Annotated in this window: 25 protein-coding genes; 13 read left to right on the top strand and 12 right to left on the bottom strand. The window is 61.8% G+C overall.

Translation table 11 applies throughout. The annotated features are described in order from the left end of the window. Positions 1-639: 639 nt before the first annotated feature. Complete coding sequence (locus CAF80_RS11265; RefSeq protein ID WP_039765253.1) at positions 640-1,158, bottom strand: Bro-N domain-containing protein; 519 nt, start codon at positions 1,156-1,158, stop codon at positions 640-642. Between the two features lie 395 nt (positions 1,159-1,553). Next, on the bottom strand, positions 1,554-1,814 hold the full coding sequence (locus CAF80_RS11270; RefSeq protein WP_011336527.1) for an accessory factor UbiK family protein: 261 nt from the start codon (positions 1,812-1,814) through the stop codon (positions 1,554-1,556). A 398-nt stretch (positions 1,815-2,212) separates the two neighbouring features. Between CAF80_RS11270 and glnK the strand changes: the two genes are divergently transcribed. The 4 genes from glnK to sutA all read left to right on the top strand — a co-directional run bounded on the left by glnK (position 2,213) and on the right by sutA (position 4,996). Further along, a complete protein-coding gene (gene glnK / locus CAF80_RS11275; protein WP_002555808.1) occupies positions 2,213-2,551 on the top strand; it encodes a P-II family nitrogen regulator in 339 nt (112 codons plus the stop codon). A 37-nt stretch (positions 2,552-2,588) separates the two neighbouring features. Next, on the top strand, positions 2,589-3,926 hold the full coding sequence (locus CAF80_RS11280) for an ammonium transporter (RefSeq protein WP_007951904.1): 1,338 nt from the start codon (positions 2,589-2,591) through the stop codon (positions 3,924-3,926). 215 nt (positions 3,927-4,141) lie between these two features. Continuing rightward, complete coding sequence (locus tag CAF80_RS11285; RefSeq protein WP_011336526.1) at positions 4,142-4,567, top strand: secondary thiamine-phosphate synthase enzyme YjbQ; 426 nt, start codon at positions 4,142-4,144, stop codon at positions 4,565-4,567. 102 nt (positions 4,568-4,669) lie between these two features. Further along, positions 4,670-4,996: a transcriptional regulator SutA gene (sutA, locus tag CAF80_RS11290; RefSeq protein ID WP_039765264.1), complete on the top strand. Its 327-nt coding sequence runs from the start codon at positions 4,670-4,672 to the stop codon at positions 4,994-4,996. A 65-nt stretch (positions 4,997-5,061) separates the two neighbouring features. On the opposite strand, the gene CAF80_RS11295 is transcribed toward sutA, so the two are convergent. The 6 genes from CAF80_RS11295 to CAF80_RS11320 are packed head-to-tail and all read right to left on the bottom strand — an operon-like array spanning position 5,062 to position 9,669. After that, positions 5,062-5,766, bottom strand: a complete 705-nt coding sequence (locus tag CAF80_RS11295; protein WP_085667349.1) for an HAD family hydrolase — start codon at positions 5,764-5,766, stop codon at positions 5,062-5,064. Further along, the gene (gene xerC, locus CAF80_RS11300; protein ID WP_085667350.1) at positions 5,763-6,662 is read right to left on the bottom strand and encodes a tyrosine recombinase XerC; all 900 of its coding nucleotides are present in this window, start codon (positions 6,660-6,662) and stop codon (positions 5,763-5,765) included. The genes CAF80_RS11295 and xerC overlap by 4 nt, the downstream gene beginning before the upstream one ends. Positions 6,663-6,664: 2 nt before the next feature. Next, the gene (locus CAF80_RS11305) at positions 6,665-7,390 is read right to left on the bottom strand and encodes a DUF484 family protein (RefSeq protein WP_007951894.1); all 726 of its coding nucleotides are present in this window, start codon (positions 7,388-7,390) and stop codon (positions 6,665-6,667) included. Positions 7,391-7,403: 13 nt separating this feature from the next. Continuing rightward, positions 7,404-8,234 (bottom strand): diaminopimelate epimerase, encoded by an 831-nt coding sequence (dapF, locus tag CAF80_RS11310; RefSeq protein ID WP_011336523.1) that lies wholly within the window; start codon positions 8,232-8,234, stop codon positions 7,404-7,406. Positions 8,235-8,238: 4 nt separating this feature from the next. Beyond that, positions 8,239-9,486 carry a diaminopimelate decarboxylase gene (lysA, locus tag CAF80_RS11315; RefSeq protein ID WP_064600345.1) on the bottom strand — a complete coding sequence of 416 codons (1,248 nt, stop codon included), beginning with the start codon at positions 9,484-9,486 and terminating at the stop codon, positions 8,239-8,241. 9 nt (positions 9,487-9,495) lie between these two features. Continuing rightward, positions 9,496-9,669 carry a lipoprotein gene (locus CAF80_RS11320; RefSeq protein ID WP_007951888.1) on the bottom strand — a complete coding sequence of 58 codons (174 nt, stop codon included), beginning with the start codon at positions 9,667-9,669 and terminating at the stop codon, positions 9,496-9,498. A gap of 239 nt (positions 9,670-9,908) precedes the next feature. Here CAF80_RS11320 and cyaY point away from each other — a divergent pair, with 239 nt between their 5' ends. The 3 genes from cyaY (at position 9,909) to rnk (ending at position 11,009) form a co-directional block, all read left to right on the top strand. Further along, the gene (cyaY, locus tag CAF80_RS11330) at positions 9,909-10,241 is read left to right on the top strand and encodes an iron donor protein CyaY (RefSeq protein ID WP_007951887.1); all 333 of its coding nucleotides are present in this window, start codon (positions 9,909-9,911) and stop codon (positions 10,239-10,241) included. Positions 10,242-10,245: 4 nt separating this feature from the next. Continuing rightward, positions 10,246-10,470: a DUF1289 domain-containing protein gene (locus CAF80_RS11335; protein ID WP_074690015.1), complete on the top strand. Its 225-nt coding sequence runs from the start codon at positions 10,246-10,248 to the stop codon at positions 10,468-10,470. A 128-nt stretch (positions 10,471-10,598) separates the two neighbouring features. Further along, positions 10,599-11,009, top strand: a complete 411-nt coding sequence (rnk, locus tag CAF80_RS11340) for a nucleoside diphosphate kinase regulator (RefSeq protein WP_007951886.1) — start codon at positions 10,599-10,601, stop codon at positions 11,007-11,009. Between the two features lie 6 nt (positions 11,010-11,015). On the opposite strand, the gene CAF80_RS11345 is transcribed toward rnk, so the two are convergent. The 3 genes from CAF80_RS11345 to CAF80_RS11355 all read right to left on the bottom strand — a co-directional run bounded on the left by CAF80_RS11345 (position 11,016) and on the right by CAF80_RS11355 (position 14,775). Beyond that, complete coding sequence (locus tag CAF80_RS11345) at positions 11,016-13,859, bottom strand: class I adenylate cyclase (protein ID WP_085667351.1); 2,844 nt, start codon at positions 13,857-13,859, stop codon at positions 11,016-11,018. A gap of 194 nt (positions 13,860-14,053) precedes the next feature. After that, the gene (locus CAF80_RS11350; protein ID WP_007951883.1) at positions 14,054-14,299 is read right to left on the bottom strand and encodes a TIGR02647 family protein; all 246 of its coding nucleotides are present in this window, start codon (positions 14,297-14,299) and stop codon (positions 14,054-14,056) included. A gap of 191 nt (positions 14,300-14,490) precedes the next feature. Next, on the bottom strand, positions 14,491-14,775 hold the full coding sequence (locus CAF80_RS11355) for a hypothetical protein (protein ID WP_007951881.1): 285 nt from the start codon (positions 14,773-14,775) through the stop codon (positions 14,491-14,493). A gap of 136 nt (positions 14,776-14,911) precedes the next feature. Between CAF80_RS11355 and CAF80_RS11360 the strand changes: the two genes are divergently transcribed. Further along, positions 14,912-15,571 (top strand): glutathione S-transferase, encoded by a 660-nt coding sequence (locus tag CAF80_RS11360; protein WP_074690019.1) that lies wholly within the window; start codon positions 14,912-14,914, stop codon positions 15,569-15,571. A gap of 110 nt (positions 15,572-15,681) precedes the next feature. Here CAF80_RS11360 and argH read toward each other — a convergent pair whose 3' ends face one another. Further along, positions 15,682-17,076 carry an argininosuccinate lyase gene (gene argH, locus CAF80_RS11365; RefSeq protein WP_085667352.1) on the bottom strand — a complete coding sequence of 465 codons (1,395 nt, stop codon included), beginning with the start codon at positions 17,074-17,076 and terminating at the stop codon, positions 15,682-15,684. 473 nt (positions 17,077-17,549) lie between these two features. On the opposite strand from argH, the gene CAF80_RS11370 reads away from it, so the two are divergent. The 5 genes from CAF80_RS11370 to CAF80_RS11390 all read left to right on the top strand — a co-directional run bounded on the left by CAF80_RS11370 (position 17,550) and on the right by CAF80_RS11390 (position 22,534). Further along, positions 17,550-18,296 (top strand): LytTR family DNA-binding domain-containing protein, encoded by a 747-nt coding sequence (locus CAF80_RS11370; RefSeq protein ID WP_074690021.1) that lies wholly within the window; start codon positions 17,550-17,552, stop codon positions 18,294-18,296. Between the two features lie 138 nt (positions 18,297-18,434). After that, a complete protein-coding gene (gene hemC, locus CAF80_RS11375) occupies positions 18,435-19,376 on the top strand; it encodes a hydroxymethylbilane synthase (protein ID WP_074690023.1) in 942 nt (313 codons plus the stop codon). Further along, positions 19,373-20,140, top strand: a complete 768-nt coding sequence (locus CAF80_RS11380) for a uroporphyrinogen-III synthase (RefSeq protein ID WP_085667353.1) — start codon at positions 19,373-19,375, stop codon at positions 20,138-20,140. The genes hemC and CAF80_RS11380 overlap by 4 nt, the downstream gene beginning before the upstream one ends. A 16-nt stretch (positions 20,141-20,156) precedes the next feature. Next, positions 20,157-21,299, top strand: a complete 1,143-nt coding sequence (locus CAF80_RS11385) for a uroporphyrinogen-III C-methyltransferase (RefSeq protein ID WP_085667354.1) — start codon at positions 20,157-20,159, stop codon at positions 21,297-21,299. Beyond that, complete coding sequence (locus CAF80_RS11390) at positions 21,296-22,534, top strand: heme biosynthesis protein HemY (protein WP_085667355.1); 1,239 nt, start codon at positions 21,296-21,298, stop codon at positions 22,532-22,534. Before CAF80_RS11385 ends, CAF80_RS11390 begins: the two co-directional genes overlap by 4 nt. The last annotated feature ends 71 nt before the right edge of the window (positions 22,535-22,605 follow it).

A 22,605-nucleotide genomic window follows, 5' to 3' on the forward strand; every position in this document is an offset into this window, starting at 1 on the left:
CTCGCGCTCGAGGACTGCAATTGCGCATCTGTCGGGACTGGGCACCAGCAAGGCTCCCCCGCATTTTTGGCAGTAGAGAAGCTGGTTTCTCTGAAGTAGTGACGACGGGCCAGTCCGTTGGATTCTGAACCCAAGGCCATAAAGCCAGGAGCTAAGGAATCGCTGCGACTACTCCTCCAAATACAAAAAAGGCGTCCTGTCGGACGCCTTTTTCTTTTTCTGATTCAGTATCTTCTGCCTGCCAATAGACCACTTGGCTCAAGCTCAGGTCCGCACGTAACGGCGACTTCAATATACCTCCGTTGATTGGCTGACATATTTCCAGCCAGTCGGAGTGCTTCGAGGTGTAGTTCCACAACCTGAAGTAGCTTTGCCTTTCGCTTTTTTGGGCTCATACGCACCTCGTGCGATTGGATTTCTGATTTGGATGTTATTGACCGTCCAGAGAAATGACAACAGAAGATAGCCACCAGAGAGCGTGCAGCGAAGTCAGACGCGGGGGACGTGTTTTGTAGGACGCTACTACTGTGAGTGGAGGATTTTGGAGTAGCGGGTTGAAGATTTTTGAAACGAAAAGGTCACCTCAGTGACACACCTGAAATGACCATAAGTCGGGCTGCTGAATGGGTGATAAGGCATTCAGATCAACTGCCTGGCCTTTCTCCACCAAGAACTTATCAGTGAGTGTTTTAACTGTTCCCGTTCTACCACCATCAACGGCACATCCTGCAACCGAATCCACGGCTGGTTATTCCAGTGCAGCAAACTCAACGACATCTCGGGCCAATTCAGCAGGCTTAGCTGTGGGCGTTCGCTTGTTGTGGGGTGCTGGGCGTCGCGCAGGGTGGGGATGACCTGATGGGTGAGCCATTCGCGTAGCGCTCGGTATTCGGGGCAGTAGTGATAGACGAGGAGGGCGTAGATGCCGGATTCGCTAATCAGGAGGGTGTTTTCGATCTGGTTGTGGATCAGGGTTTTGCGGGTTTGGTATTGGTCGGGGTCGAGTTTTCGCAGCATGCGTTCGTTAAGGTAAATGTGCAGCAGGCGGCCCAGGTCGCGGGCAGAGAACCAGGGTTGGTTCTGGATGAGCAGGGCGTGAAGGTGGAGTTTGTGGCGGGTGAAAACCTGAGGAGTGAGATACGTATCTTCGTTATTCATTGAACAGCTCCTTTTGCTTTAGGGCTGCCCTCAATTGTCGCCAAACAATTGGGTGGCAGTCGTACGCGGGTTGGCGAACCGGAGCAAAAGGGACCCGGCAGACCCGAAGGTCTCCCACGCACAACCGCCATGACTCGATGTGGCGGTAAACATAACCGCCATCATGGTTGTCGTGCGCCTTAAGCTTTCCGGGTCGCCAAACCCAGTGCTGAACACTCAGCATTGGGTGAGCATAGGAATCAGGGCTTCACGACGCAATCGGACGGCGGGGTTGCAAGCTGTAGGATTCTGCCGAGATTCGGCAGCGAATCCTGAATGGCGGGAAGGTCGTTCCGACCTTCATTCGCGGGCAAGCCCGCTCCCACAAGGGGCCGCATTCACAAAGACACGAGGTGTTACTCAGCCGGCGGCGTCAGCTTCGCTTCCAGCTCAGCCACCTTCGCCTCAAGGCTCTCGAGCCGGGCGCGAGTACGCGCCAGCACCACCATCTGACTGTCAAACTCTTCGCGGCTCACCAGGTCCAGTTTGCTGAAGGCACTTTGCAGCAGCATCTTGAACTGGCTTTCGATTTCGGCTTTTGGCAACGGCGTGTCGCCGCTGAACAGGCGGGAGGCGGTGCCGCTCAGGGCGTCGAGGAAGTCTTTGGGCGCGAGCATGGGATATGTCCTGGAAACAATGGCCGGCAGTGTATCACGCAGTGTCTATAGTCATTGGCGCAGGCACGGATGCACGCTTTTCGCGCAACGGGATGCACGGCCACGCACCGTTGTTGTGCGTATCCGGAGTGCCATTTGGGTGATGGCATCTGTGGCAGCGGCCAAGGGATTGAAATCAGTGGTTTTTGGCGAGATGGCAAGCTTTCTGCTTAGTCACCCTCGACCCATGCACTGATGCAGTCGCTGTGACGAATGCAGTGCGGCAGACGGAGCGGGGAGTTTCGTCTGGAGCGGTTAGCTGGCGTCGACAACGAAGCGTTACAAAGCCAGGCACTGCGCTTAGACTTGAGTCGGGTTTGTTTTCCTGGGGCAAGTCCACCAATTCGGGAGAGAGTTTCATGAAGCTAGTCACTGCCATCATCAAGCCGTTCAAGTTGGACGACGTGCGCGAGTCGCTGTCCGAAATCGGCGTGCAGGGCATTACCGTTACTGAAGTCAAAGGCTTCGGTCGGCAGAAGGGTCACACCGAGCTGTATCGCGGCGCGGAGTATGTGGTCGATTTTCTGCCCAAGGTGAAAATCGACGTTGCCATCGACGACAAGGATCTGGATCGGGTTATCGAGGCGATAACCAAGGCTGCCAACACTGGCAAGATCGGTGACGGCAAGATCTTCGTGGTCAATCTGGAACAGGCGATCCGCATCCGTACCGGCGAAACCGATACCGACGCGATCTAAACGCCGCCACAAACCCAACGCCCCAGGAGAAAACAATATGACTCTGCGTAAATTCGCAGGGCTAGGAGCCCTGTTGTCTATCGTAATGCCCGGCCTGGCCATGGCGGCAGACGAAGTGGCAGCCCCAGTCCTGAACTCCGGCGACACCGCCTGGATGCTTACTTCCACAGCCCTCGTGCTGTTCATGACCATTCCCGGCCTCGCGCTGTTCTACGGCGGCATGGTTCGGTCGAAAAACATTCTTTCCGTGATGATGCAGTGCTTCGCCATTACCGGTCTGATCAGCGTCCTGTGGGTCATTTATGGCTACAGCATCGCGTTCGACACCACCGGCATGGAGCAGGGCGTCGTCAACTTCAATTCGTTCGTGGGCGGTTTCGGCAAGGCGTTCCTGGCCGGCGTCACCCCAGCGAGCCTGACCGGCCCGGCGGCGCTGTTCCCCGAGGCGGTCTTCATCACCTTCCAGATGACCTTCGCGATCATCACTCCGGCGCTGATCGTCGGTGCGTTCGCCGAGCGGATGAAGTTCTCCGCGATGCTGATCTTCATGGGCATCTGGTTCACCCTGGTCTACGCACCGATCGCGCACATGGTCTGGTCCGGCAACGGCGGCCTGATGTGGGACTGGGGCGTACTCGACTTCGCCGGCGGCACCGTGGTGCACATCAACGCCGGTGTGGCCGGTCTGATTGCCTGCCTGGTACTGGGTAAACGCAAAGGTTTCCCGACCACCCCGATGGCGCCACACAATCTGGGTTACACCCTGATGGGCGCGGCGATGCTGTGGGTCGGCTGGTTCGGCTTCAACGCCGGCTCCGCTGCGGCCGCCAACGGCACTGCCGGCATGGCGATGCTGGTGACCCAGATCGCGACCGCCGCTGCTGCATTGGGCTGGATGTTCGCCGAGTGGATCACCCACGGCAAACCAAGCGCACTGGGTATCGCATCCGGCGTCGTTGCAGGTCTGGTCGCGATCACTCCGGCCGCTGGCACCGTGGGCCCGATGGGCGCACTGGTGATCGGTCTGGCAGCAGGCGTGGTGTGCTTCTTCTGCGCCACCACCCTGAAACGCAAACTCGGTTATGACGACTCCCTGGACGCCTTCGGAGTGCACGGTATCGGCGGTATCCTCGGCGCGATCCTGACCGGTGTGTTCGCTGCACCGTCGCTGGGTGGCTTCGGCACCGTCACCGACATCGCCGCACAAGTCTGGATTCAGTGCAAAGGCGTCGGCTTCACCGTGATCTACACCGCCATCGTCACTTTCATCATCCTCAAGGTGCTGGATGCCGTGATGGGTCTGCGCGTGACCGAGGAAGAAGAATCGGTCGGCCTGGATCTGGCACAACACAACGAGCGCGGCTACAACCTGTAAGCACGCGCCGCAAAAAACTTGCCCGGCTCGCCGGGCATTTTTTTGTCTGGAATTTGTCTTCCCCAATACAGCTCAAAGGATTTTTCGTACTGCTTTGGTCGTGTTTACGACGAGTGTTTTTCTGCGGCCAAAGTCTTACATCATTGAAGGAATATTAGGGCCTTTGTTTTTTTCCAGAGCGCGCTAGAATGCGCCCCGAACGTGCGGAGAACTGTATGTGGCAACAGACTCTGATAACCCTGCGGGCACGGCCCCGGGGCTTTCATCTGGTGACGGACGAGTTGCTCGCCGGTCTGCCTGAACTCAAGGCATGCCGGGTCGGTCTGTTGCATTTGTGGCTGCAGCATACCTCGGCGTCGTTGACCATCAACGAGAACGCCGATCCGGCGGTACGTCGCGACTTCGAACGATTTTTCAATCGTCTGATCCCACAAGGAGCAGACGGCTATGAGCATAACGACGAAGGCCTGGACGACCTCCCGGCGCACTTCAAGGCCAGCGTGCTGGGCTGTCAGATCAGTTTGCCGGTAACGGCGGGCCGACTGGCACTGGGCACCTGGCAAGGCGTTTACCTGGGCGAGCACCGTGATCATGGCGGTGCCCGTAAAGTCCTCGCCACCTTGCACGGTGAAGGGGCATAAACCGTTGGTCACCAATGGTTACCGATTTTTTTCCGGCGACTTTCGACAGTCGCCAAAGCTGGTCTATAACTAATCTGCTTTTCGCAAGTCATGAGGTAGAACATGAGCGACGATGATCTGGAAAACGACGACCTCGAAGTAGGCGACGAAGACGAGGCCGAAGACGGTCTGGAAGCAGCAGCGGAAGACGCTGCTGAAGACGATGGCGGTGACGATACGCCGGTCCCGGCTGCCAAAGGCAAGGCCAAGGCGGCGGTGTCGGTCGACGAGTTGCCGAGCATCGAAGCCAAGAACAAGGAGCGCGATGCCCTGGCCAAGGCCATGGAAGAGTTCCTTGCGCGCGGCGGCAAGGTGCAGGAAGTGGAGGCCAACGTGGTCGCCGATCCGCCCAAGAAGCCGGACAACAAGTACGGCAGCCGCCCTATCTGAGGCGTGGCGCTTGCTTGCTGAAAAAGCCCGCCGTCGCTGCGGGCTTTTTCATGGGCGAAAGAAAATCAGCCGCGGCTGTTCCAGCGGGCGAGCACCGCGGGCAGATCGTTCAGGCTGCGAATCTCGGCATCCGGCAGGCGCTCCGCTTCCCAGACCTTGCCGGCGGGGTTGAACCAGATCGCTCGCAGACCGGCCTGCTGCGCCCCGGCGATGTCGTCCCCCGGGTGATCGCCGATATGCACGGCGGCTTCGGCGCTCACGCCACCGCGCTGCAACGCTTCATGGAACAGGCGCGCATCCGGCTTGGCGATGCCGATGTCTTCGGCGCACAGCGCAAACTTGAAGTAGTCCGCCAGTCCGAGACGACGGACATCGGCGTTGCCGTTGGTGACCACCCCGAGAGCGTAGTGTTTGGCGAGGGTTTCCAGGATCGGCTCGACCTCCGGGAACACCTCGATCTGATGCCGCGCATGCAGAAACACTTCAAAACTCTTGTCTGCCAGATCCGACGCTTCGCTGTGGGCGTATCCGGCTTCCTCCAGCGCATGGAACAGCACTCGCCGGCGCAGCGCGCTGATGCGGTGCTTGAGTCCCGGCTCGTTGGCCAGCACCCGTTCGCGGATCGACCACAGATGCTCCACCGGCACCGCGCCCAGATTCGGCGCATGTTCGCTCAGCCATTCGCGCAAAACCGCTTCGGCGCTGACGATCACCGGGGCGGTGTCCCACAGGGTGTCGTCGAGATCGAAGGTGATCAACTGGATGCTCATGAATCGTCGCCTTTCATGCGTTTGGCCCGTGGATGGGCGCTGTCGTAGACCGCCGCCAGGTGCTGGAAGTCCAGGTGGGTATAGATCTGGGTGGTCTTGATGTCCGAGTGGCCGAGCAATTCCTGCACCGCGCGCAGATCCTGAGAGGACTCGAGCAAATGGCTGGCGAAGGAGTGCCGCAGCATGTGCGGGTGCAGGTTCTGTCCCAGTTCGCGCTCGCCGGCCAGTTTGACCCGCACCTGAATTGCGCGCGGGCCGAGGCGTCGACCTTGCTGGCTGACGAATACGGCGCCGTCCGCCGGATTGGTCAGCGCCCGCAACGGCAGCCATTGCTCCAGTGCTTCCCGGGCTTTTTTGCCGACCGGCAACAGGCGCGTCTTGCTGCCCTTGCCGAGTACCTGAACCAGGCCGTCGGCCAGATCGAGCTGATCGAGATTGAGCCCGGTCAGCTCCGACAGGCGCAGGCCGGAAGAATAGAACAGCTCCAGAATCGCCTGATCGCGCCGCGCGAGAAAATCGTCCTCGACCGCACCTTCAAGCAGTTGCAGGGCGCGGTCCGTGTCGAGGGTTTTCGGCAGGCGGCGTTCGCCTTTGGGCGGTGCCAGGCCGGTGGCCGGATCGTGGTCGCAGAGGCCTTCGCGATTCAGATAGTGATAGAGCCCGCGCACCGCCGAGAGCAGGCGCGCCAGACTGCGCGAGGACTGGCCCTGGGCATGCAGGCGGGCGATCAGGCTGCGCAGACGCTGAATGTCCAGCGCCTGCCAACTGCCGATGTTCTGTTTGATGCACCAGCCGAGGACTTTGTCGAGGTCGCGGCGGTAGGCCGACAGCGTGTGTGGCGACACCTGCCGCTCACTGCGCAGGTGTTCGCAGTAAGCGTCCAGTTGTCGTTCCATGCTCAGCGTACCGAGCGCAGGGAGCTGTTGACCCGTGGCAGCACGCGACCCATGACTTCGGCGATGTAGCTGAGGAACAGCGTGCCGACCGAGCTCTTGTAGTGCTGCGGATCACGGCTGGCGATGGCCAGGATTCCGTGGATGCCCTGGTGGCTGACGGCGACCACGGCGGTGGAGCCGATCTGCTTGCGCTGTTCTTCGCCGAACAGGAAGTCCAGCTCGTGCTCACGCAGGCTGCCGCTGACGCTCTTGCCTTCGGTGAGCAACCCGCCGATGGCCGTCTGCGCGTCGGCGTGGGTCACCCAGCGGCCGACCGGGGCCGGGTTGTCGCCGAGCAGAATCAGGCTGACAAAGGGCACCTGAAAATCCTGGCGCAGGCTGTCTTCGACGCTGATCACCACATCTTCCAGAGTGGCAGCGTCCATCAGGGCGAGGATCAGGCGACGGGTCTTGTCGAACAGGCGATCGTTGTCCCGAGCGACGTCCATCAAATGCGAGAGGCGATGGCGCATCTCGATGTTGCGGTCGCGCAGGATGGCCATCTGGCGCTCGACCAGCGAAACGGTATCGCCGCGCTGATGGGGGATACGCAGGGACGGCAGCAGTTCTTCATGCTCGACGAAGAAGTCCGGATGAGCCTCCAGGTACGCGGCAACTGCTGCCGCCTCCAGGCTCTCGGACGCTGATTCACCGGACTGTCGGGCGGGTACCTGAGGCTTATCGGTCATGGCTTCTGCTCACTCAAAGACGCACTTGTCCTTCGTATACGCGCACTGCCGGGCCGGTCATCAACACCGGTTGGCCGGGGCCTGCCCACTCAATGGACAGGCGCCCGCCCGGCAGGTCGATCAACAGTGGCGAATCCATCCACCCCTGACTGATCGCCGCTACAGCAGCAGCGCAGGCACCGGTGCCGCAGGCCTGGGTTTCCCCGGCGCCGCGTTCCCAGACGCGCAGTTGTGCGCGATGGCGGTCGATGACCTGGAGAAAACCGACGTTGACCCGCGCCGGGAAGCGCGGGTGATGTTCGATTTTCGGCCCCAGTTCATGCACCGGTGCAGTGTTGATATCGCTGACTCGCAGCACCGCATGGGGGTTGCCCATGGACACCGCGGCCAGATCGACCGGCGTACCGTCGACATCGACCTGATAACTCAGGGCCTGCTCCGGCGCCTGGAACGGAATGTCCGCCGGCACCAGGCGCGGGGCGCCCATGTTCACGCCGATCTGGCCGTCGTTACGCACGTCCAGTTCGATGATGCCGCCCTTGGTCTCGACGCGGATCTGCCGTTTGGCGGTCAGACGCTTGTCGAGCACGAAGCGGGCGAAGCAGCGCGCACCATTGCCGCACTGCTCCACTTCGGAACCGTCGGAGTTGAAGATCCGGTAACGGAAGTCCACATCCGGATTGCTCGGCGCTTCGACGATCAGCAACTGGTCGAAACCGATGCCGGTGTGCCGGTCGCCCCACATTTTTGCGTGCTTGGGCTGAATATGCGCGTGCTGGCTGACCAGGTCGAGGACCATGAAGTCGTTGCCCAGGCCGTGCATCTTGGTAAAACGCAGCAGCATGGGGTTACTCCGGCAGCAGGCTTTCGCCGGCAAACAGCTCGGCCACGGTTTCGCGGCGACGCACTTCAAAGGCCTGATCGCCATCCACCAGCACTTCGGCGGCACGGCCGCGGGTGTTGTAGTTGGAGCTCATCACGAAACCGTAGGCACCGGCCGAATGCACGGCCAGCAGATCGCCTTCTTCCAGCGCCAGTTCGCGTTCCTTGGCGAGGAAGTCGCCGGTTTCGCAGATCGGGCCGACCACGTCGTACTTGCGTGCGGCGGTGTCGCGCGGTTTGACCGCGGTCACGTCCATCCAGGCCTGGTACAGCGCCGGGCGGATCAGGTCGTTCATGGCCGCGTCGACGATGGCGAAGTCTTTGTGCTCGGTGTGCTTGAGGTACTCGACCTGAGTCAGCAGCACGCCGGCGTTGGCGACGATGAAGCGGCCCGGTTCGAACACCAGCGCCAGATCACGGCCAACCAGACGCTCGCGCACAGCCTTGATGTAATCGGCAGCCAATGGCGGCTCTTCGTCGCGATAACGCACACCCAGGCCGCCACCGAGATCGATGTGGCGCAGGTGGATGCCGCAATCGCCGAGGCGATCGACCAGATCCAGCAGACGATCAAGGGCATCGAGGAACGGCGGCAGAGTGGTCAGTTGCGAACCGATGTGGCAGTCGACGCCGACCACTTCCAGGTTCGGCAGGTGCGCGGCACGCACGTACACGTCTTCGGCGTCGGCGATGGCGATGCCGAACTTGTTCTCTTTGAGACCGGTGGAGATGTACGGGTGGGTGCCGGCATCGACGTCCGGGTTCACGCGCAGCGAGATCGGCGCGCGAACGCCCAACTCGGCAGCGACCACTTGCAGGCGCTCGAGCTCGTCGGTGGATTCGACGTTGAAGCAATGCACGCCGACTTCCAGCGCACGGCGCATGTCGTCACGGGTCTTGCCGACGCCGGAGAACACGATCTTGTCCGGGCTGCCGCCGGCGGCCAGCACGCGTTCCAGCTCGCCACGGGAGACGATGTCGAAACCGGCGCCGATACGGGCCAGGACATTCAGGACGCCGAGGTTGGAGTTGGCCTTGACCGCGAAGCATACCAGGTGCGGCATGCCGGCCAGCGCATCGGCGTAGGCCAGGTACTGGGCCTCGATGTGGGCGCGGGAGTAGACGTAGGTCGGTGTGCCGAAGCGATCGGCGATGGCGGACAGCGCCACACCTTCCGCGAACAGCTCCCCGCCACGGTAGTTAAAAGCGTCCATGGCGATCCCTTAGTAAACGTCGTGCTTGTGTGCCTTGGAGACAGGCTGCTTTTGCGAAGACTGGGCTTGCTCGGCCGGGTCCTGATCTTCATCGGGCAGGTACAGCGGGCCTTTCTGACCGCAGGCCGAAACGAGACAGGCAACCGCGACGAGCGCAGCAAGGGAAGAGATCAGGCGCTTCATGGCGAAATCCTTGAAAATGCGTTAATTGCGCCGGAGTATACCGGCCACCCGGCAGCTTGCCTATGCGACGGAACTCCCGTCCGGCGGGGCTCGGGCTGCGGCGCGGAAACTTTTCCCGCGTGGCGGGTGGATATTTCGTCGCCGGGCAGGGCGCTTGGTCGTTATCCTTTGCAATCGGCTGGCAGCGTCCGTATCTTGCGGCGCTTGAGCCTGATCAGACATTTTTTGAGGTTGCCGCAATGAGTTTGTCCGAAGCCCGTTTCCACGATCTGGTCGATGAAACCCAGGAAAAACTGGAAGACATCTTCGACGACAGCGACCTGGACATCGACATGGAGAACTCGGCCGGTGTGCTGACCGTCAAGTTCGAGAACGGCACCCAGCTGATCTTCAGTCGTCAGGAACCGTTGCGGCAGCTGTGGCTGGCCGCGGTGTCCGGCGGTTTCCACTTCGACTACGACGAAGAAAGCGAACGCTGGATGTGCGACAAGAGCGAAGAACAGCTGGGCGAAATGCTCGAGCGCATCGTCAAGCAGCAGGCCGGCACCGAATTCGATTTCGAAGGCCTGTGATTTCGTGACTGACACCGCGCCCGCCCGTCCGCCGAAGCCGCTCTACAGCAACGTCAGCCCGGCCGTGCCTTCGCCGTGCACCGGCGTGTGCCGGCTGGATGAGCAGAAGGTCTGCCTCGGTTGCATGCGCCATGTCGAAGACATCCGCGAGTGGCGTTCGGCCGATGACGAGCGCCGTCGGGTGATTTGTGCGCAGGCCGCTCAGCGCCGGCAGCTCGCCGGCGCGTAGCTTGTATATTTTTTGAGCTGTGATAGTGTCCGGAAACGCCTCAACCCATCGAGGCCTGGTGAAAACCCCGTCTTTTTTGGCGGGGTTTTGCTTTTTTTGTGTGCAGAAGAAAGGAGTCTGCCCGGATCATGACCGCACCTTCCATCACCCTTACCCGTCTGGACGTGCAACGTCTGGAGCGCCTGATCGACAGCCTGGATGACACGCTGCCGGGCGTGATCGCGCTGCAAACCGAACTGGACCGCGCCGATACCCTGGTCGGTCACGATGAAGTGCCTGCCGATGTCGTGACGATGAATTCCCGTGTGCACTGCCGCGAAGAAAGCAGTGGCAAGGACTACCACCTGACCCTGGTCTATCCGAAGCACGCCAACGCCGACGAAGGCAAAGTCTCGATCCTGGCCCCGGTCGGCAGTGCGCTGCTGGGCCTGAAGGTTGGTCAGCACATCGACTGGCCAGCCCCGGGCGGCAAGACCCTGAAACTGACCTTGCTCGAAGTCGAATCGCAGCCGGCCAACGGCGGTGATTTCCCGGAGTAACCCGCCTCAGACCTGCTCGAGCGCCTCGTTCAGAGAGCGTTCCAGGTCGGCCTTGTAACGCAGATACAGATTGCTCGAACTCTGCCCGTCACCGATCACGCCCGACAGGTCCAGGTCGGTGATGTAGCAGCGGTAGCGCTCGGTTTCCCGGCGCTGCCCGACGATCTCCCGGGCGACCACGCTGAACAGCTGGTCGCCATGTTCCAGCTCGCTGAATTCCCGTTGATTGCAATACAGCGTGACCTGCACCTCGCCGGGCGCGGCTTTGCCGACGATCGCCTGCACGTCGTAGAACGGTTTGTTGACCGGCGTCTGCGGCGCCGGGCGCATTTCGACCCGTCGCGCGCGTCCCGGCCCTGATGGCAATAACTGGTAATACAAGATTTCAAGGCTGGCGGCATGGCCCGCATCCATCGGCAGCAGCGCTTCGCGGCGGAACTGGATCGACTGCAGGAACCGCTGCAATGGCACCAACAGGCTTTGCTCGTCGTGAAAGGGCAAGTGCTGTTGCCACAGCGCATTGAATTCGTCGAGTACGTACAGCTCGGCGGTTTGTTCGGTGATCCGGTAGAACACCTGAATGCATTCAGGCTGGCCCATCGGCAGGATCAGCGCCAGGTCGTGGTCTTCCAGCGCCATCGGGTCCAGGTGCAGCGGACTGTAGCGCGGCTGTTCCTCGCCCAGGTAATCGAGCAGCGCCGGCAGGGTGGCGAGGGCGACATGGCTGACCTGGCCCGGCACCAGTTCCAGCACGTGGTAATGCTGCTGCACCTGGATCAGGTAGCGGTGATTCAGGTCGCTGAGCAACAGGGTCTGCGCGGTGTCGACAATTTCTTCCACCCGGCGGGCGATGAATTGCGCGCGGTTATGACAGAAACAGCGCACTCGCAGCGAGGGTTGTTGCGCTCCGCGCGGCAGATTGTTGAGGTAATCGCGCAGGCAGTCCATCAGGGCATGCGGGCCGTCGAAGCGGTTGACCAGCACTTCGTTCCAGCTGTTAAGCGTGACCTGATCCAGGGTCAGCACCAGATTCTCGCGCACACCGGCATAGCTCAGGGAGTCCGTGCGCTCGGTGGTCATCAGGATGTTCAGGTCGCGGTGATGCTTGAGCGGATCGACCCCGACATTCACCAGCATCAACACTTCGGTCGGCACGGCGGCGCGCAGCAGCGGTTCTTCGGCAACGGTCGGCAAGGGCAGGGGGATGCTCTGTTGCAGGCTGCCGAGCAGGTTGAACAGCTCGAACTCGCTCATGTCGCTGGTGCCGGGGTGCAGGGCCAGTCGGGTGCTGCTGTCGATCACGCCGTTGCGATGGCACCAGGTCAACAATTCCAGCAACTCGCGGCTGCGCTTGATCGGCGCGAAGTGTTCCCACTCCAGCGCCGTCAGGCTGCCGTTGTACAGGCCCCATTGGGTCTGGCCCGGTTCCTTTTTGTTCGGCGATTGCACCAGGGTCAACGTGTCTTCGGCCAGGTCCGGGGCGATGCCGGGATTGATGAACTCGACCTTGTCGGCCTTGCGTTCGAACGCTGCGTACAGCCGCCGGCCGAGAACGTTGAGGTCGCGCTTGTTGATCAGGCTGACAGTCTGTTCGGTGCGGGCGAACTGGGTCAGGAAGCGGTAGCTGTAATTCAGTTCGTTGACCAGCGCCCGGCGTTCGGCGCTGACCTGGCGGACTTTCCACTGGCTGCGGCTGTCGAGCAGCGCCAGTTGCCGCTGATCCCAATGCCATTCGCTGGCCAGTCTTTCCAGCAGTGAGCGCTGCCAACTCTGGGTTCGGCTGTTGCCGGTGAGCTTGCGGTTGACCTTGAGGTACAGCGCACGGCGTACCAGCTCAAGCCGCTCCGGTTCGTTGCGCGCTGTGAGGTATTCCTCGATCCGGCGGTAGACCACCATATACGGATCCAGCTCGTCGAGGTCCAGCCGATTGGCGAACACCGCTTGCTTGAAGCGCAGGCTCAGGCACTGCACATGCGGATGCTCGCTGGCGTAGACCTCGGTCAGCAGCAGCTTGAGCACCGATTTGTAAGGTGACTCGATGCCCTTGAACAGTTGCCACAGCCCGGCGCCGACGAATTCGCCCGGCGGAATGTGCGCCATCGGCCCCAGGTCGAGGGTTTCATCGTTGCGGATGAAGCGCTTGGAAATCAGGGTATGGGTGTACGCGTCATAGGCGCGTTCTTCGTAGACCGGCACCAGCCACCAGATCGGCGTGCGCCCGGCCAGCCAGATCGCGGTGCGGTAGAACTCGTCCAGCAGCAGATAGTGCTGGGTGGTGCCGCAATCTTCGGAGCTGAGCTGAGTATCGCGTTCGCCTTTGACGAAACGTACCGGGTCGATCAGGAAAAAGTGCGCCTCGGCTCCCTGGCTGGCGGCCCAGGTTTCGAGCAACTGGCACTTCTTGCGCAGTTCGGCCAGCTCACTATCGCTCAGGTCGGGGGCGTGGCAGACCCACACGTCCATGTCGCTCTGGTCTGCCTGGGCCAGCGTGCCGAGGCTGCCCATCAGGAACAGACCGTGAATCGGCCGTGGCGGGTTGCTTCCGTGACGCGGCTTGTAGGAAAACGAGCGGGTCAGGCGCTGGGCTTCGGCGAGCGCCTCGGCGTCAGGCTCGTAATTTGACAGCCCGGTTGGCGTGCTGCCCGAGACATAACCCGGCAGCAGCGGATGATTAACGTGAAAAAACAGCGGCAGCAGCGTCAGCACACTTTGCTGGCGCGTCGACAGGCCTTCCCGCGCCCGGTTCAGGCGGCCTTCATTGAGTTTCAGAAAGCGTGCACGTAGCTGGCTGAGTACCTTGCGGTCGATGCCTTCGTCGAGGTCGGGGCGGATTTCATGGGTGCGGGTCATGTCGGCTCAAACCGGCGCGCAGGGCTCGGAGGCAAGGGGTCTCGGGTGTCCGGGAGTTTAGCGCCTGAGCGGCAGGAGTTTTAAGCTGAATTTGTTTTTTGACGTCAGATTTCTATCGCGCGGTGATGGACGACGTTCATGGCTGGCCCGCGGAAATCCCGTGACAGGGGTTTCCGTGGGCAAAGTCGGAAGGATCAGGCGGTTTGCTGCTCTTTGAGAATCGTCAGTACGGTTTGCACGTTTTGTGCGGCATCGCGACCTAGGCTGGTCAGGTAACCGCCATCAGGCTGGTCTGTCAGTTCTTTTTCGAACAGGCGTTGTGCGGCGGCAATGTGCTTCGGGGCAGCGGTCTGATGAATTTTCAGACCTTCCTGGGAACTGTCCAGGTTGAAGAGTGCAAGGACTTCCAGTTCGGCAACCAACTCAGGGGTAAGCGACATAAGGACTCCAGACTTTCTAGGAATTGGACGACAGCGCCCCTAAGGTGAACCTGCCGGCGCGGCCTGTCCAGTGCGCGTGTCAGGGTTTTTGTCCCGGGGTGGATTCCAGTGTAGTCAGGGGGCGGCAGAAGGCCGCGCAGATGGGTGACAAATTGTGTGGGAGCAGGCGGGCTCCCACAGGGCGGGGCCGTTTACTGCTTTTCCGGTGGCAGTTCCGGCAGTGCGCGCAGCGCGGTTTCGTACCACTCGGTATCGAACGCGCGGTCTTCGTCGAGCATCGCGTCGATTTCACAGGCCAGCACGTGGGCCATCAGATTCAGGATGTCATCACGCTCGTAACCGACCAGCGTCAGCTTGTTGAAGGTTGCCTTGGCCGCTGGCGGGTTGTCGCTTTCGATCTGGTTCTCGATCGCTTCGATCAGCGTCGATTCGGTGAACTCTTCTTCATCATTGTCGATGTCAGTCGGCTCGCTCATGGCAGGCTCCTCAAGGAAAGGCGCCAGTTTACCCGCATTCAGCGGCGTGATGCTGCTGGCGCGAATCCCTGGCGCGAATCCCTGGTGCGATCTATAAACAGGCACTGCCCACCCCGCACGGCCTGGAGGCTATGTGATGTTCAAGCTCTATGGATTCTCCGTCAGCAACTACTACAACATGGTCAAGCTGGCGCTGCTGGAAAAAGACCTGCCGTTCGAAGAGGTCACGTTCTACCCGACGCCAACGCCGGAGTCCCTGGCCATCAGCCCGCGCGGCAAGGTGCCGGTGCTGGGGACCGAAGGTGGCTACATCAATGAAACGATGGTGATGCTCGAATACCTTGAAAGCAGCCAGAAGGGTGTCCCGCTGTTGCCGACCGAGCCGTTTGCCCGCGCTCAGGTGCTGGCGGTGGCCAAGGAAATCGAGCTGTACATCGAGCTGCCGGCCCGTGCCTGCTATGGCGAGGCGTTTTTCGGTACGACGCTGCCGGAAGCGATCAAGGAGAAAACCAAGGCTGAATTGCTGCTGGGCTTTGCGGCGCTGGGCCGTCACGGCAAGTTCGCCCCGTATGTGGCGGGCGACAGCCTGAGCATTGCGGATTTGTACTTTCTCTACAGCGTCCCGCTCGCGGCAGCGGTGGGGCACAAACTGTTCGGTCTGGATTTGCTGGCGCAGATGCCGAAGGCCAAGGCGCTGCTGGAGCGGCTTGAGCAGAATCCGCACGTGCAGAAGATTGCGGCGGATAAAGATGCGGCGATGCCGGCGTTTTTGGCGATGATCGCTGCGAAGAAGTAGCAGTTTTAGCGTTTTTGAAAGAGCAATCGCCAGCAGGCTGGCTCCCACACTGAATTTGTATTCACAGATCCAGAATGTGGGAGCCAGCCTGCTGGCGATGCTTCTGGCTTTTAGCGGCTGGCGATCAGCGCCTGACCGCGAACCACGGCAGCCTTGACCTGCGCCGGCGCAGTGCCGCCGATGTGGTCACGGGCATTTACCGAGCCTTCGAGGGTCAGCACGGCAAACACGTCCTGCTCGATCTGGTCGCTGAACTGGCGCAGTTCTTCCAGGCTCATTTCCGCCAGATCCTTGCCGGTGTCGACGCCATACTTCACGGCGTGGCCGACGATTTCGTGGCAGTCACGGAACGGCAGGCCACTGCGAACCAGGTAGTCGGCCAGATCGGTAGCGGTGGAGAAACCGCGCAGCGCCGCTTCGCGCATGATCGCGTGCTTTGGCTTGATCGCCGGGATCATGTCGGCAAAGGCACGCAGCGAGTCGCGCAGGGTGTCGGCGGCGTCGAACAGCGGTTCCTTGTCTTCCTGGTTGTCCTTGTTGTAGGCCAGCGGCTGGCCTTTCATCAGGGTCAGCAGGCCCATCAGGGCGCCGAACACGCGGCCGGTCTTGCCACGTACCAGCTCCGGAACATCCGGGTTTTTCTTCTGCGGCATGATCGAGCTGCCGGTGCAGAAACGGTCCGGCAGATCGATGAACTGGAACTGCGCGCTGGTCCACAGCACCAGCTCTTCGGAGAAGCGCGACAGGTGCATCATCGCGATGCTCGCGGCCGAGCAGAATTCGATGGCGAAGTCACGGTCGGACACGTTGTCCAGCGAGTTGCCGCCGACGGCGTCGAAGCCCAGCAGTTGCGCGGTGTATTCGCGGTCGATCGGGTAAGTGGTGCCGGCCAGTGCGGCGCTGCCCAGCGGCATGCGGTTGGTGCGCTTGCGGCAGTCGACCAGACGCTCGTAGTCGCGGCTGAGCATTTCGAACCAGGCCAGCATGTGGTGCCCGAAGGTCACCGGCTGAGCGGTCTGCAGGTGGGTGAAGCCCGGCATGATGCTCGCGGCTTCACGCTCGGCCTGCTCCAGCAGGCCTTTTTGCAGGCGGGTGATTTCGCTCAGGATCAGGTCGATCTCGTCACGCAGCCACAGGCGTATGTCGGTGGCGACCTGGTCGTTACGGCTGCGGCCGGTGTGCAGCTTCTTGCCGGTGACGCCGATGCGGTCGGTCAGGCGTGCCTCGATGTTCATGTGCACGTCTTCGAGGTCGACGCGCCAGTCGAACTGGCCGGCCTCGATTTCGCCCTGGATGGTCTTCAGGCCATCGATGATGCTGTCGCGCTCGGCATCCGTCAGCACGCCGACCTTGGCCAGCATGGTGGCGTGGGCGATCGAGCCCATGATGTCGTGGCGATACAGGCGCTGGTCGAAAGTGACGGAGGCGGTGAAGCGGGCGACGAAGGCGTCGACGGGTTCACTGAAGCGGCCGCCCCAGGACTGATTGGTCTTGTCAGTGCTCATGAATTCGCTCGTATCGGCTTGAAGAAAGAAGGCGTGAAACGCTGGCGCGGATAATAACAGGGTTGCCAATCCTGTCGCTGACACTGGTCGATACGTTTTTTTCTCATTCGCTCCGCCATAGTTGTCGGCGTCCCCGGGGGATTTGCGCAAGGATATTTTCCGATTGAGCAATATCGGCCCGACGAGCGTCTACAGTAGGACATAGGGGTCGGGTGACCACGGATCGGGCAAAGATCCGGCCACCGACTATAAGAAGAGAGAGGGGTGGGTGTATTGGCCATTGGCATACCCTGCGTAAAACGCAGTCGGCGACGGGCGTCGGGCGGTACGTTGCGGGTGTCGGCAAATATTGCCGGCCGACGTACGGCACTTTTTGGCGCTCGCGCTAGTCTTAGCGTGGATCGCGGTGACGGACGTCACTCCACTTGTCTACGCTATCCTTGTGCGAGACTCACGCAGGAATCCAGCGCAATATGAATGTCCTGATCGTTGATGACGAACCACTGGCCCGCGAGCGACTCAGCCGAATGGTGAGCGAGCTCGAGGGCTACACAATCCTGGAGCCCAGCGCCACCAATGGCGAAGAGGCGTTGGCACTGATCGACAGCCACAAGCCGGATATCGTACTGCTCGATATCCGCATGCCGGGCCTCGATGGCCTGCAGGTGGCTGCCCGTCTGTGCGAACGCGAAACCTCGCCGGCCGTGGTGTTTTGCGCAGGTCCCGATGAATTTGCCGTGGAGGCCCTGCAGGCCAGCGCCGTGGGCTATGTGGTGAAACCCGTGCGAACCGAACATCTGCATGACGCCCTGAAACGGGCTGAACGTCCCAATCGGGCCCAACTCTCGGCCCTGACCCGTCCTGCCGCCGAAAGCGGTAACGGCCCGCGCAGCCACATCAGCGCCCGGACCCGCAAAGGCATCGAACTGATCCCGCTGGATCAGGTGGTGTACTTCATTGCCGACCACAAATACGTGACCTTGCGCCACGAAGCTGGCGAAGTCCTTCTGGATGAGCCGCTCAAGGCGCTGGAAGACGAATTTGGCGAGCGCTTCGTGCGGATCCACCGCAACGCACTGGTCGCCCGCGACCGTATCGAGCGACTGCAACGCACACCGCTGGGCCACTTCCAGTTGTTCCTCAAGGGCCTCAACGGTGACGCGCTGATTGTCAGCCGTCGACATGTGGCGGGCGTGCGCAAAATGATGCAGGGGCTTTAGTCCGCAGGCTTCGGGCGGTTCTTCGTTCATTTCACCAGGCATTGCAGGCCAGGGAGGCCACGCCGTATCTGATTCAGGTCAAAGTGGATTTGGCTGAGCTGTTATTATCCGCCGTATCTATTCAGTACGGATTGATCCATGTCCTCTCGCGAAATCCGCATCGCCACCCGCAAAAGTGCTCTGGCCCTCTGGCAGGCCGAATACGTCAAAGCCCGTCTTGAAGCATCCCACCCGGGCCTGCTGGTGACGCTGGTGCCCATGGTCAGTCGCGGCGACAAGCTGCTCGATTCGCCCCTGTCGAAAATCGGTGGCAAGGGCCTGTTCGTCAAGGAACTGGAAACCGCGCTGCTGGAAAACGAAGCCGACATCGCCGTGCATTCGATGAAAGACGTGCCGATGGATTTCCCCGAAGGCCTCGGTCTGTTCTGCATCTGCGAGCGCGAAGATCCCCGTGACGCGTTTGTCTCCAACACTTATTCCAGCCTCGATGCATTACCCGCCGGCAGCATCGTCGGCACTTCCAGCCTGCGGCGTCAGGCGCAGTTGCTGACACGCCGTCCGGATCTCGAGATCCGTTTCCTGCGTGGCAACGTCAACACCCGTCTGGCCAAGCTCGACGCCGGCGAGTATGACGCGATCATCCTCGCGGCAGCGGGCCTGATCCGCCTCGGTTTCGAAGATCGCATCACCTCGGCCATCAGCGTCGATGACAGCCTGCCGGCCGGTGGCCAGGGCGCCGTCGGTATCGAATGTCGCAGCGCCGACACCGAAATCCATGCCTTGCTCGCGCCCCTGCATCACGCCGACACCGCCGACCGTGTCACCGCCGAGCGTGCTCTCAACAAACATCTGAATGGCGGCTGCCAGGTGCCGATCGCTTGCTACGCCGTGCTCGAAGGCGATCAGTTGTGGCTGCGCGGTCTGGTGGGCGAACCGAGCGGCGGCAAGCTGCTCAGCGCACAGGCTCGTGCACCGCGTGCCGCAGCCGAGACGCTGGGTGTGCAGGTGGCCGAAGACCTGCTCAGCCAAGGCGCCGACGATATTCTCAAGGCGGTCTACGGCGAGGCAGGTCACGAGTGACCGCCTGGCGCCTGCTGCTGACGCGCCCGGTGGAGGACTGTTCGGCGCTCGCCGCCGTGCTGGCCGAACAAGGGTTTTTCAGCAGCTGTCTGCCGCTTTTGGAAATCGCGCCACTGCCGGTCTCTGACACAATGCGCCGCACGATCATGCAACTGCCGCGTTACAGCGCAGTGATCGTGGTCAGCAAACCGGCGGCGCGGATCGCGGTGGATCTGCTCGACGCTCTGGGTCTGGCGACTCCCACAATGCCGTGGTTCAGCGTAGGCGCGGCGACCGCAGCCATCCTTCGGGATCGGGGGCTGGATGTGAGCTTCCCGGACGCGGGCGACGACAGCGAGGCCTTGCTGCAATTGCCGCGTCTGCTTGAGGCGGTGGCCGCGCCCGGTTCGCAGGTGTTGATCCTGCGCGGGGAGGGCGGACGCGAGCTGCTGGCCGAGCGCCTGCGCGCGCTTGGTGCTAGTGTCGAATACTTGGAGTTGTACCGTCGCGACCTGCCGGACTATCCGCCGCAGGAGCTGCCCCGCAGGATTGCAGCGGAACGCCTGAACGGGCTGGTGGTCAGCAGTGGACAGGGTTTTGAGCACCTGCGCCAACTGGCTGGTGATACCTGGCCGGTGCTTGCGCGGTTGCCGTTGTTTGTTCCAAGCCCAAGGGTTGCCGAGCAGGCCAGTGCCGCCGGGGCCCGAACAGTTGTGGATTGTCGCGGCGCCAGTGCCGCGGCCTTGCTGACGGCGTTACGGGAGCATCCCGTGCCCGTTCTCTAATGCAAAGGATGGATACGTGAGCGAAACAGCCTTGCCTAAAGATGACGTTCAACCTGTGATCGATGCACCGGTTGATGCACCGCCACCGGCCGCGGAACCGCGCCGAGGCAACGGATTGGCCATTCTCGCGCTGCTGCTCGGCGCTGCCGGTGTTGCGGTGGGTGGCTGGGGTGTCTGGCAGGTGCGACACCTGCAGACCAGCACTCAGAATCAGTTGAGTCAGGTTCAGGCGTTGAACGATCAGGCCCAGACCCTGAAGCTCAATGAGCAACGACTGACCGAGCGCCTCGGGCAATTGCCCGGCGCCGATGAACTTGCCGAACGTCAGCGTCTGGTGACCCAGCTTCAGGGCGATCAGCAACGCCTCAACCAGCGTCTGGAAACAGTCCTCGGCGCCAGCCGCAAGGACTGGCGTCTGGCCGAGGCCGAGCACTTGCTGCGTCTGGCCAGCCTGCGTCTTTCAGCTCTGCAGGACATCAGCAGCGCCCAGGCGCTGGTGCAGGGTGCCGATGAAATCCTGCGCGAGCAGAATGATCCCGGCTCGTTCGCCGCCCGCGAGCAAGTGGCGAAAACCCTGGTGGCGCTGCGCAGTACCGAGCAGCCGGATCGCACCGGGCTGTTCCTGCGCCTGGGCGCCTTGCGCGATCAGGTCGTCGGCCTCACCGAGCTGGCGCCGGAATACAAGGATCGCGGTGATTCGCTGCTGGGCCTGACCTCCGATGGCGACGGCGCCAGTCGCTGGGCGCAGTGGTGGGATCAGGTATCGCGCTACATCCGCATCGATTTCAACGCCGATAAAAACGTCCGGCCGCTGCTCGCCGGCCAGAGCCTGAGCCAGGTGCGTCTGGCCCTGAGCCTTTCGCTCGAGCAGGCGCAATGGGCTGCGCTCAACGGTCAGGCGCCGGTGTACACCCAGGCGCTGGCCGAAGCGCGTGACGTCCTCACGGGCAACTTCAATCCGGACAACCCGCAGAGCAAAATCATGCTCGAGCAGGTCGCGGAATTGAGCAAGCAACCGGTTACCGTCAATACGCCGGATCTCGCCGGAACCTTGAGCGCAGTGCAGGCGTATCTGGAGCGCCGCAACGTCAACGCCGAGGATTCGGTGAAACCCTTCGCCAAACCGGCCGCCAGTACTGCGCAGGAGGCGACACCATGAAGCGCCTGTATGTGATCGTGTTTCTGGTGATCGCGGCAACGGCGGCGCTGGGCCTGGCGATTGCCGAGCATTCCGGTTACGTGCTGGTCGCCTACAAAAGCTTTCGTTATGAATCGAGCCTGTGGGCGACCCTGGCGGTGGTGGCGGTGCTGTGGCTGCTGGTCTGGGGCATCAAGGCGCTGGTCGAGCTGGTGCTGACCTCTGGCGGTGTGGTCAATCCATGGTCGCGTCGTAACCGCAGCCGCCGCGTGCAGGTAGCAATCGAGCATGGTCAGCTCGACCTGGCCGAAGGCCGCTGGGCCAGCGCCCAGCGTCACCTGTACCGGGCCGCTGAAGCCGAGCGTCAACCGTTGCTGTATTACCTGGGGGCTGCTCGAGCCGCCAACGAACAAGGCAACTACGAGGAAAGCGATCGCCTGCTGGAACGCGCCCTCGAGCGTCAGCCGCAGGCCGAGCTGGCGATCGCCCTCAGCCATGCGCAGTTGCAGACCGATCGTGGCGATACCGATGGGGCGCTGGTCACCTTGCAGGCGATGCACGAACGCCATCCGCACAATGTCCAGACCTTGCGACAGTTGCAGCGCCTGCATCAGCAGCGCGGTGACTGGTCGTCCGTGATTCGGTTGTTGCCGGAGCTGCGCAAGGACAAAGTCCTGCCACCGTCCGAACTGACCGAACTCGAACGTCGCGCCTGGGGGGAAAACCTGTCCCTCGCGGCCCAGCGTGAAGAGGACGGCGCAGTCGGTTTACAGTCGCTCAACCGCGCCTGGCAGCAACTGACTTCTGCCCAGCGCCAGGAGCCGGCGCTGGTGCTGGCCTACGCCGAGCAGCTGCGTCAGCTGGGCGCCCAGGTCGAAGCGGAAGAAGTGTTGCGTACGGCGCTCAAGCGCAAGTACGACAGTCATCTGGCGCGTCTCTACGGTCTGGTGCGCGGTAATGATCCGACACGTCAGTTGCAGACGGCTGAAGGCTGGCTCAAGGATCATCCGGGCGATGCCAGCCTGCTGCTGACGCTGGGACGCCTGTGCCTGCAAGCCAGTCTGTGGGGCAAGGCGCGGGACTACCTGGAAAGCAGTCTGCGAGTGCAGCGCAATCCGGAAGCGTGCGCCGAGTTGGCGCGGCTGCTGGCCCGGCTCGGTGACACCGAGCGCAGCAATCTGCTGTTCCAGGAAGGGCTGGGTATGCTGGATGAGCGCCTGCTGGCTGCACCATTGCCGGTAGCCGTTCGAGCATGATCAGAAAGGGGGAGCGTTGCTCCTCCATTTCTTTCCCGGCGACTGAATTGTTACCGGTAAATCCCCTCCCG

Origin of the sequence: Pseudomonas sp. B34(2017), assembly GCF_002112915.1 — a bacterium.
Taxonomy (GTDB): domain Bacteria; phylum Pseudomonadota; class Gammaproteobacteria; order Pseudomonadales; family Pseudomonadaceae; genus Aquipseudomonas; species Aquipseudomonas pharyngis.

What these genes read in the sequence shown, in the direction of transcription:
- CAF80_RS11265 (WP_039765253.1), bottom strand. Translation starts at nt 1,158, where the DNA reads ATGAATAACGAAGATACGTATCTCACTCCTCAGGTTTTCACCCGCCAC.
- CAF80_RS11270 (WP_011336527.1), bottom strand. Translation starts at nt 1,814, where the DNA reads ATGCTCGCGCCCAAAGACTTCCTCGACGCCCTGAGCGGCACCGCCTCC.
- glnK (WP_002555808.1), top strand. Translation starts at nt 2,213, where the DNA reads ATGAAGCTAGTCACTGCCATCATCAAGCCGTTCAAGTTGGACGACGTG.
- CAF80_RS11280 (WP_007951904.1), top strand. Translation starts at nt 2,589, where the DNA reads ATGACTCTGCGTAAATTCGCAGGGCTAGGAGCCCTGTTGTCTATCGTA.
- CAF80_RS11285 (WP_011336526.1), top strand. Translation starts at nt 4,142, where the DNA reads ATGTGGCAACAGACTCTGATAACCCTGCGGGCACGGCCCCGGGGCTTT.
- sutA (WP_039765264.1), top strand. Translation starts at nt 4,670, where the DNA reads ATGAGCGACGATGATCTGGAAAACGACGACCTCGAAGTAGGCGACGAA.
- CAF80_RS11295 (WP_085667349.1), bottom strand. Translation starts at nt 5,766, where the DNA reads ATGAGCATCCAGTTGATCACCTTCGATCTCGACGACACCCTGTGGGAC.
- xerC (WP_085667350.1), bottom strand. Translation starts at nt 6,662, where the DNA reads ATGGAACGACAACTGGACGCTTACTGCGAACACCTGCGCAGTGAGCGG.
- CAF80_RS11305 (WP_007951894.1), bottom strand. Translation starts at nt 7,390, where the DNA reads ATGACCGATAAGCCTCAGGTACCCGCCCGACAGTCCGGTGAATCAGCG.
- dapF (WP_011336523.1), bottom strand. Translation starts at nt 8,234, where the DNA reads ATGCTGCTGCGTTTTACCAAGATGCACGGCCTGGGCAACGACTTCATG.
- lysA (WP_064600345.1), bottom strand. Translation starts at nt 9,486, where the DNA reads ATGGACGCTTTTAACTACCGTGGCGGGGAGCTGTTCGCGGAAGGTGTG.
- CAF80_RS11320 (WP_007951888.1), bottom strand. Translation starts at nt 9,669, where the DNA reads ATGAAGCGCCTGATCTCTTCCCTTGCTGCGCTCGTCGCGGTTGCCTGT.
- cyaY (WP_007951887.1), top strand. Translation starts at nt 9,909, where the DNA reads ATGAGTTTGTCCGAAGCCCGTTTCCACGATCTGGTCGATGAAACCCAG.
- rnk (WP_007951886.1), top strand. Translation starts at nt 10,599, where the DNA reads ATGACCGCACCTTCCATCACCCTTACCCGTCTGGACGTGCAACGTCTG.
- CAF80_RS11345 (WP_085667351.1), bottom strand. Translation starts at nt 13,859, where the DNA reads ATGACCCGCACCCATGAAATCCGCCCCGACCTCGACGAAGGCATCGAC.
- CAF80_RS11350 (WP_007951883.1), bottom strand. Translation starts at nt 14,299, where the DNA reads ATGTCGCTTACCCCTGAGTTGGTTGCCGAACTGGAAGTCCTTGCACTC.
- CAF80_RS11355 (WP_007951881.1), bottom strand. Translation starts at nt 14,775, where the DNA reads ATGAGCGAGCCGACTGACATCGACAATGATGAAGAAGAGTTCACCGAA.
- CAF80_RS11360 (WP_074690019.1), top strand. Translation starts at nt 14,912, where the DNA reads ATGTTCAAGCTCTATGGATTCTCCGTCAGCAACTACTACAACATGGTC.
- argH (WP_085667352.1), bottom strand. Translation starts at nt 17,076, where the DNA reads ATGAGCACTGACAAGACCAATCAGTCCTGGGGCGGCCGCTTCAGTGAA.
- CAF80_RS11370 (WP_074690021.1), top strand. Translation starts at nt 17,550, where the DNA reads ATGAATGTCCTGATCGTTGATGACGAACCACTGGCCCGCGAGCGACTC.
- hemC (WP_074690023.1), top strand. Translation starts at nt 18,435, where the DNA reads ATGTCCTCTCGCGAAATCCGCATCGCCACCCGCAAAAGTGCTCTGGCC.
- CAF80_RS11390 (WP_085667355.1), top strand. Translation starts at nt 21,296, where the DNA reads ATGAAGCGCCTGTATGTGATCGTGTTTCTGGTGATCGCGGCAACGGCG.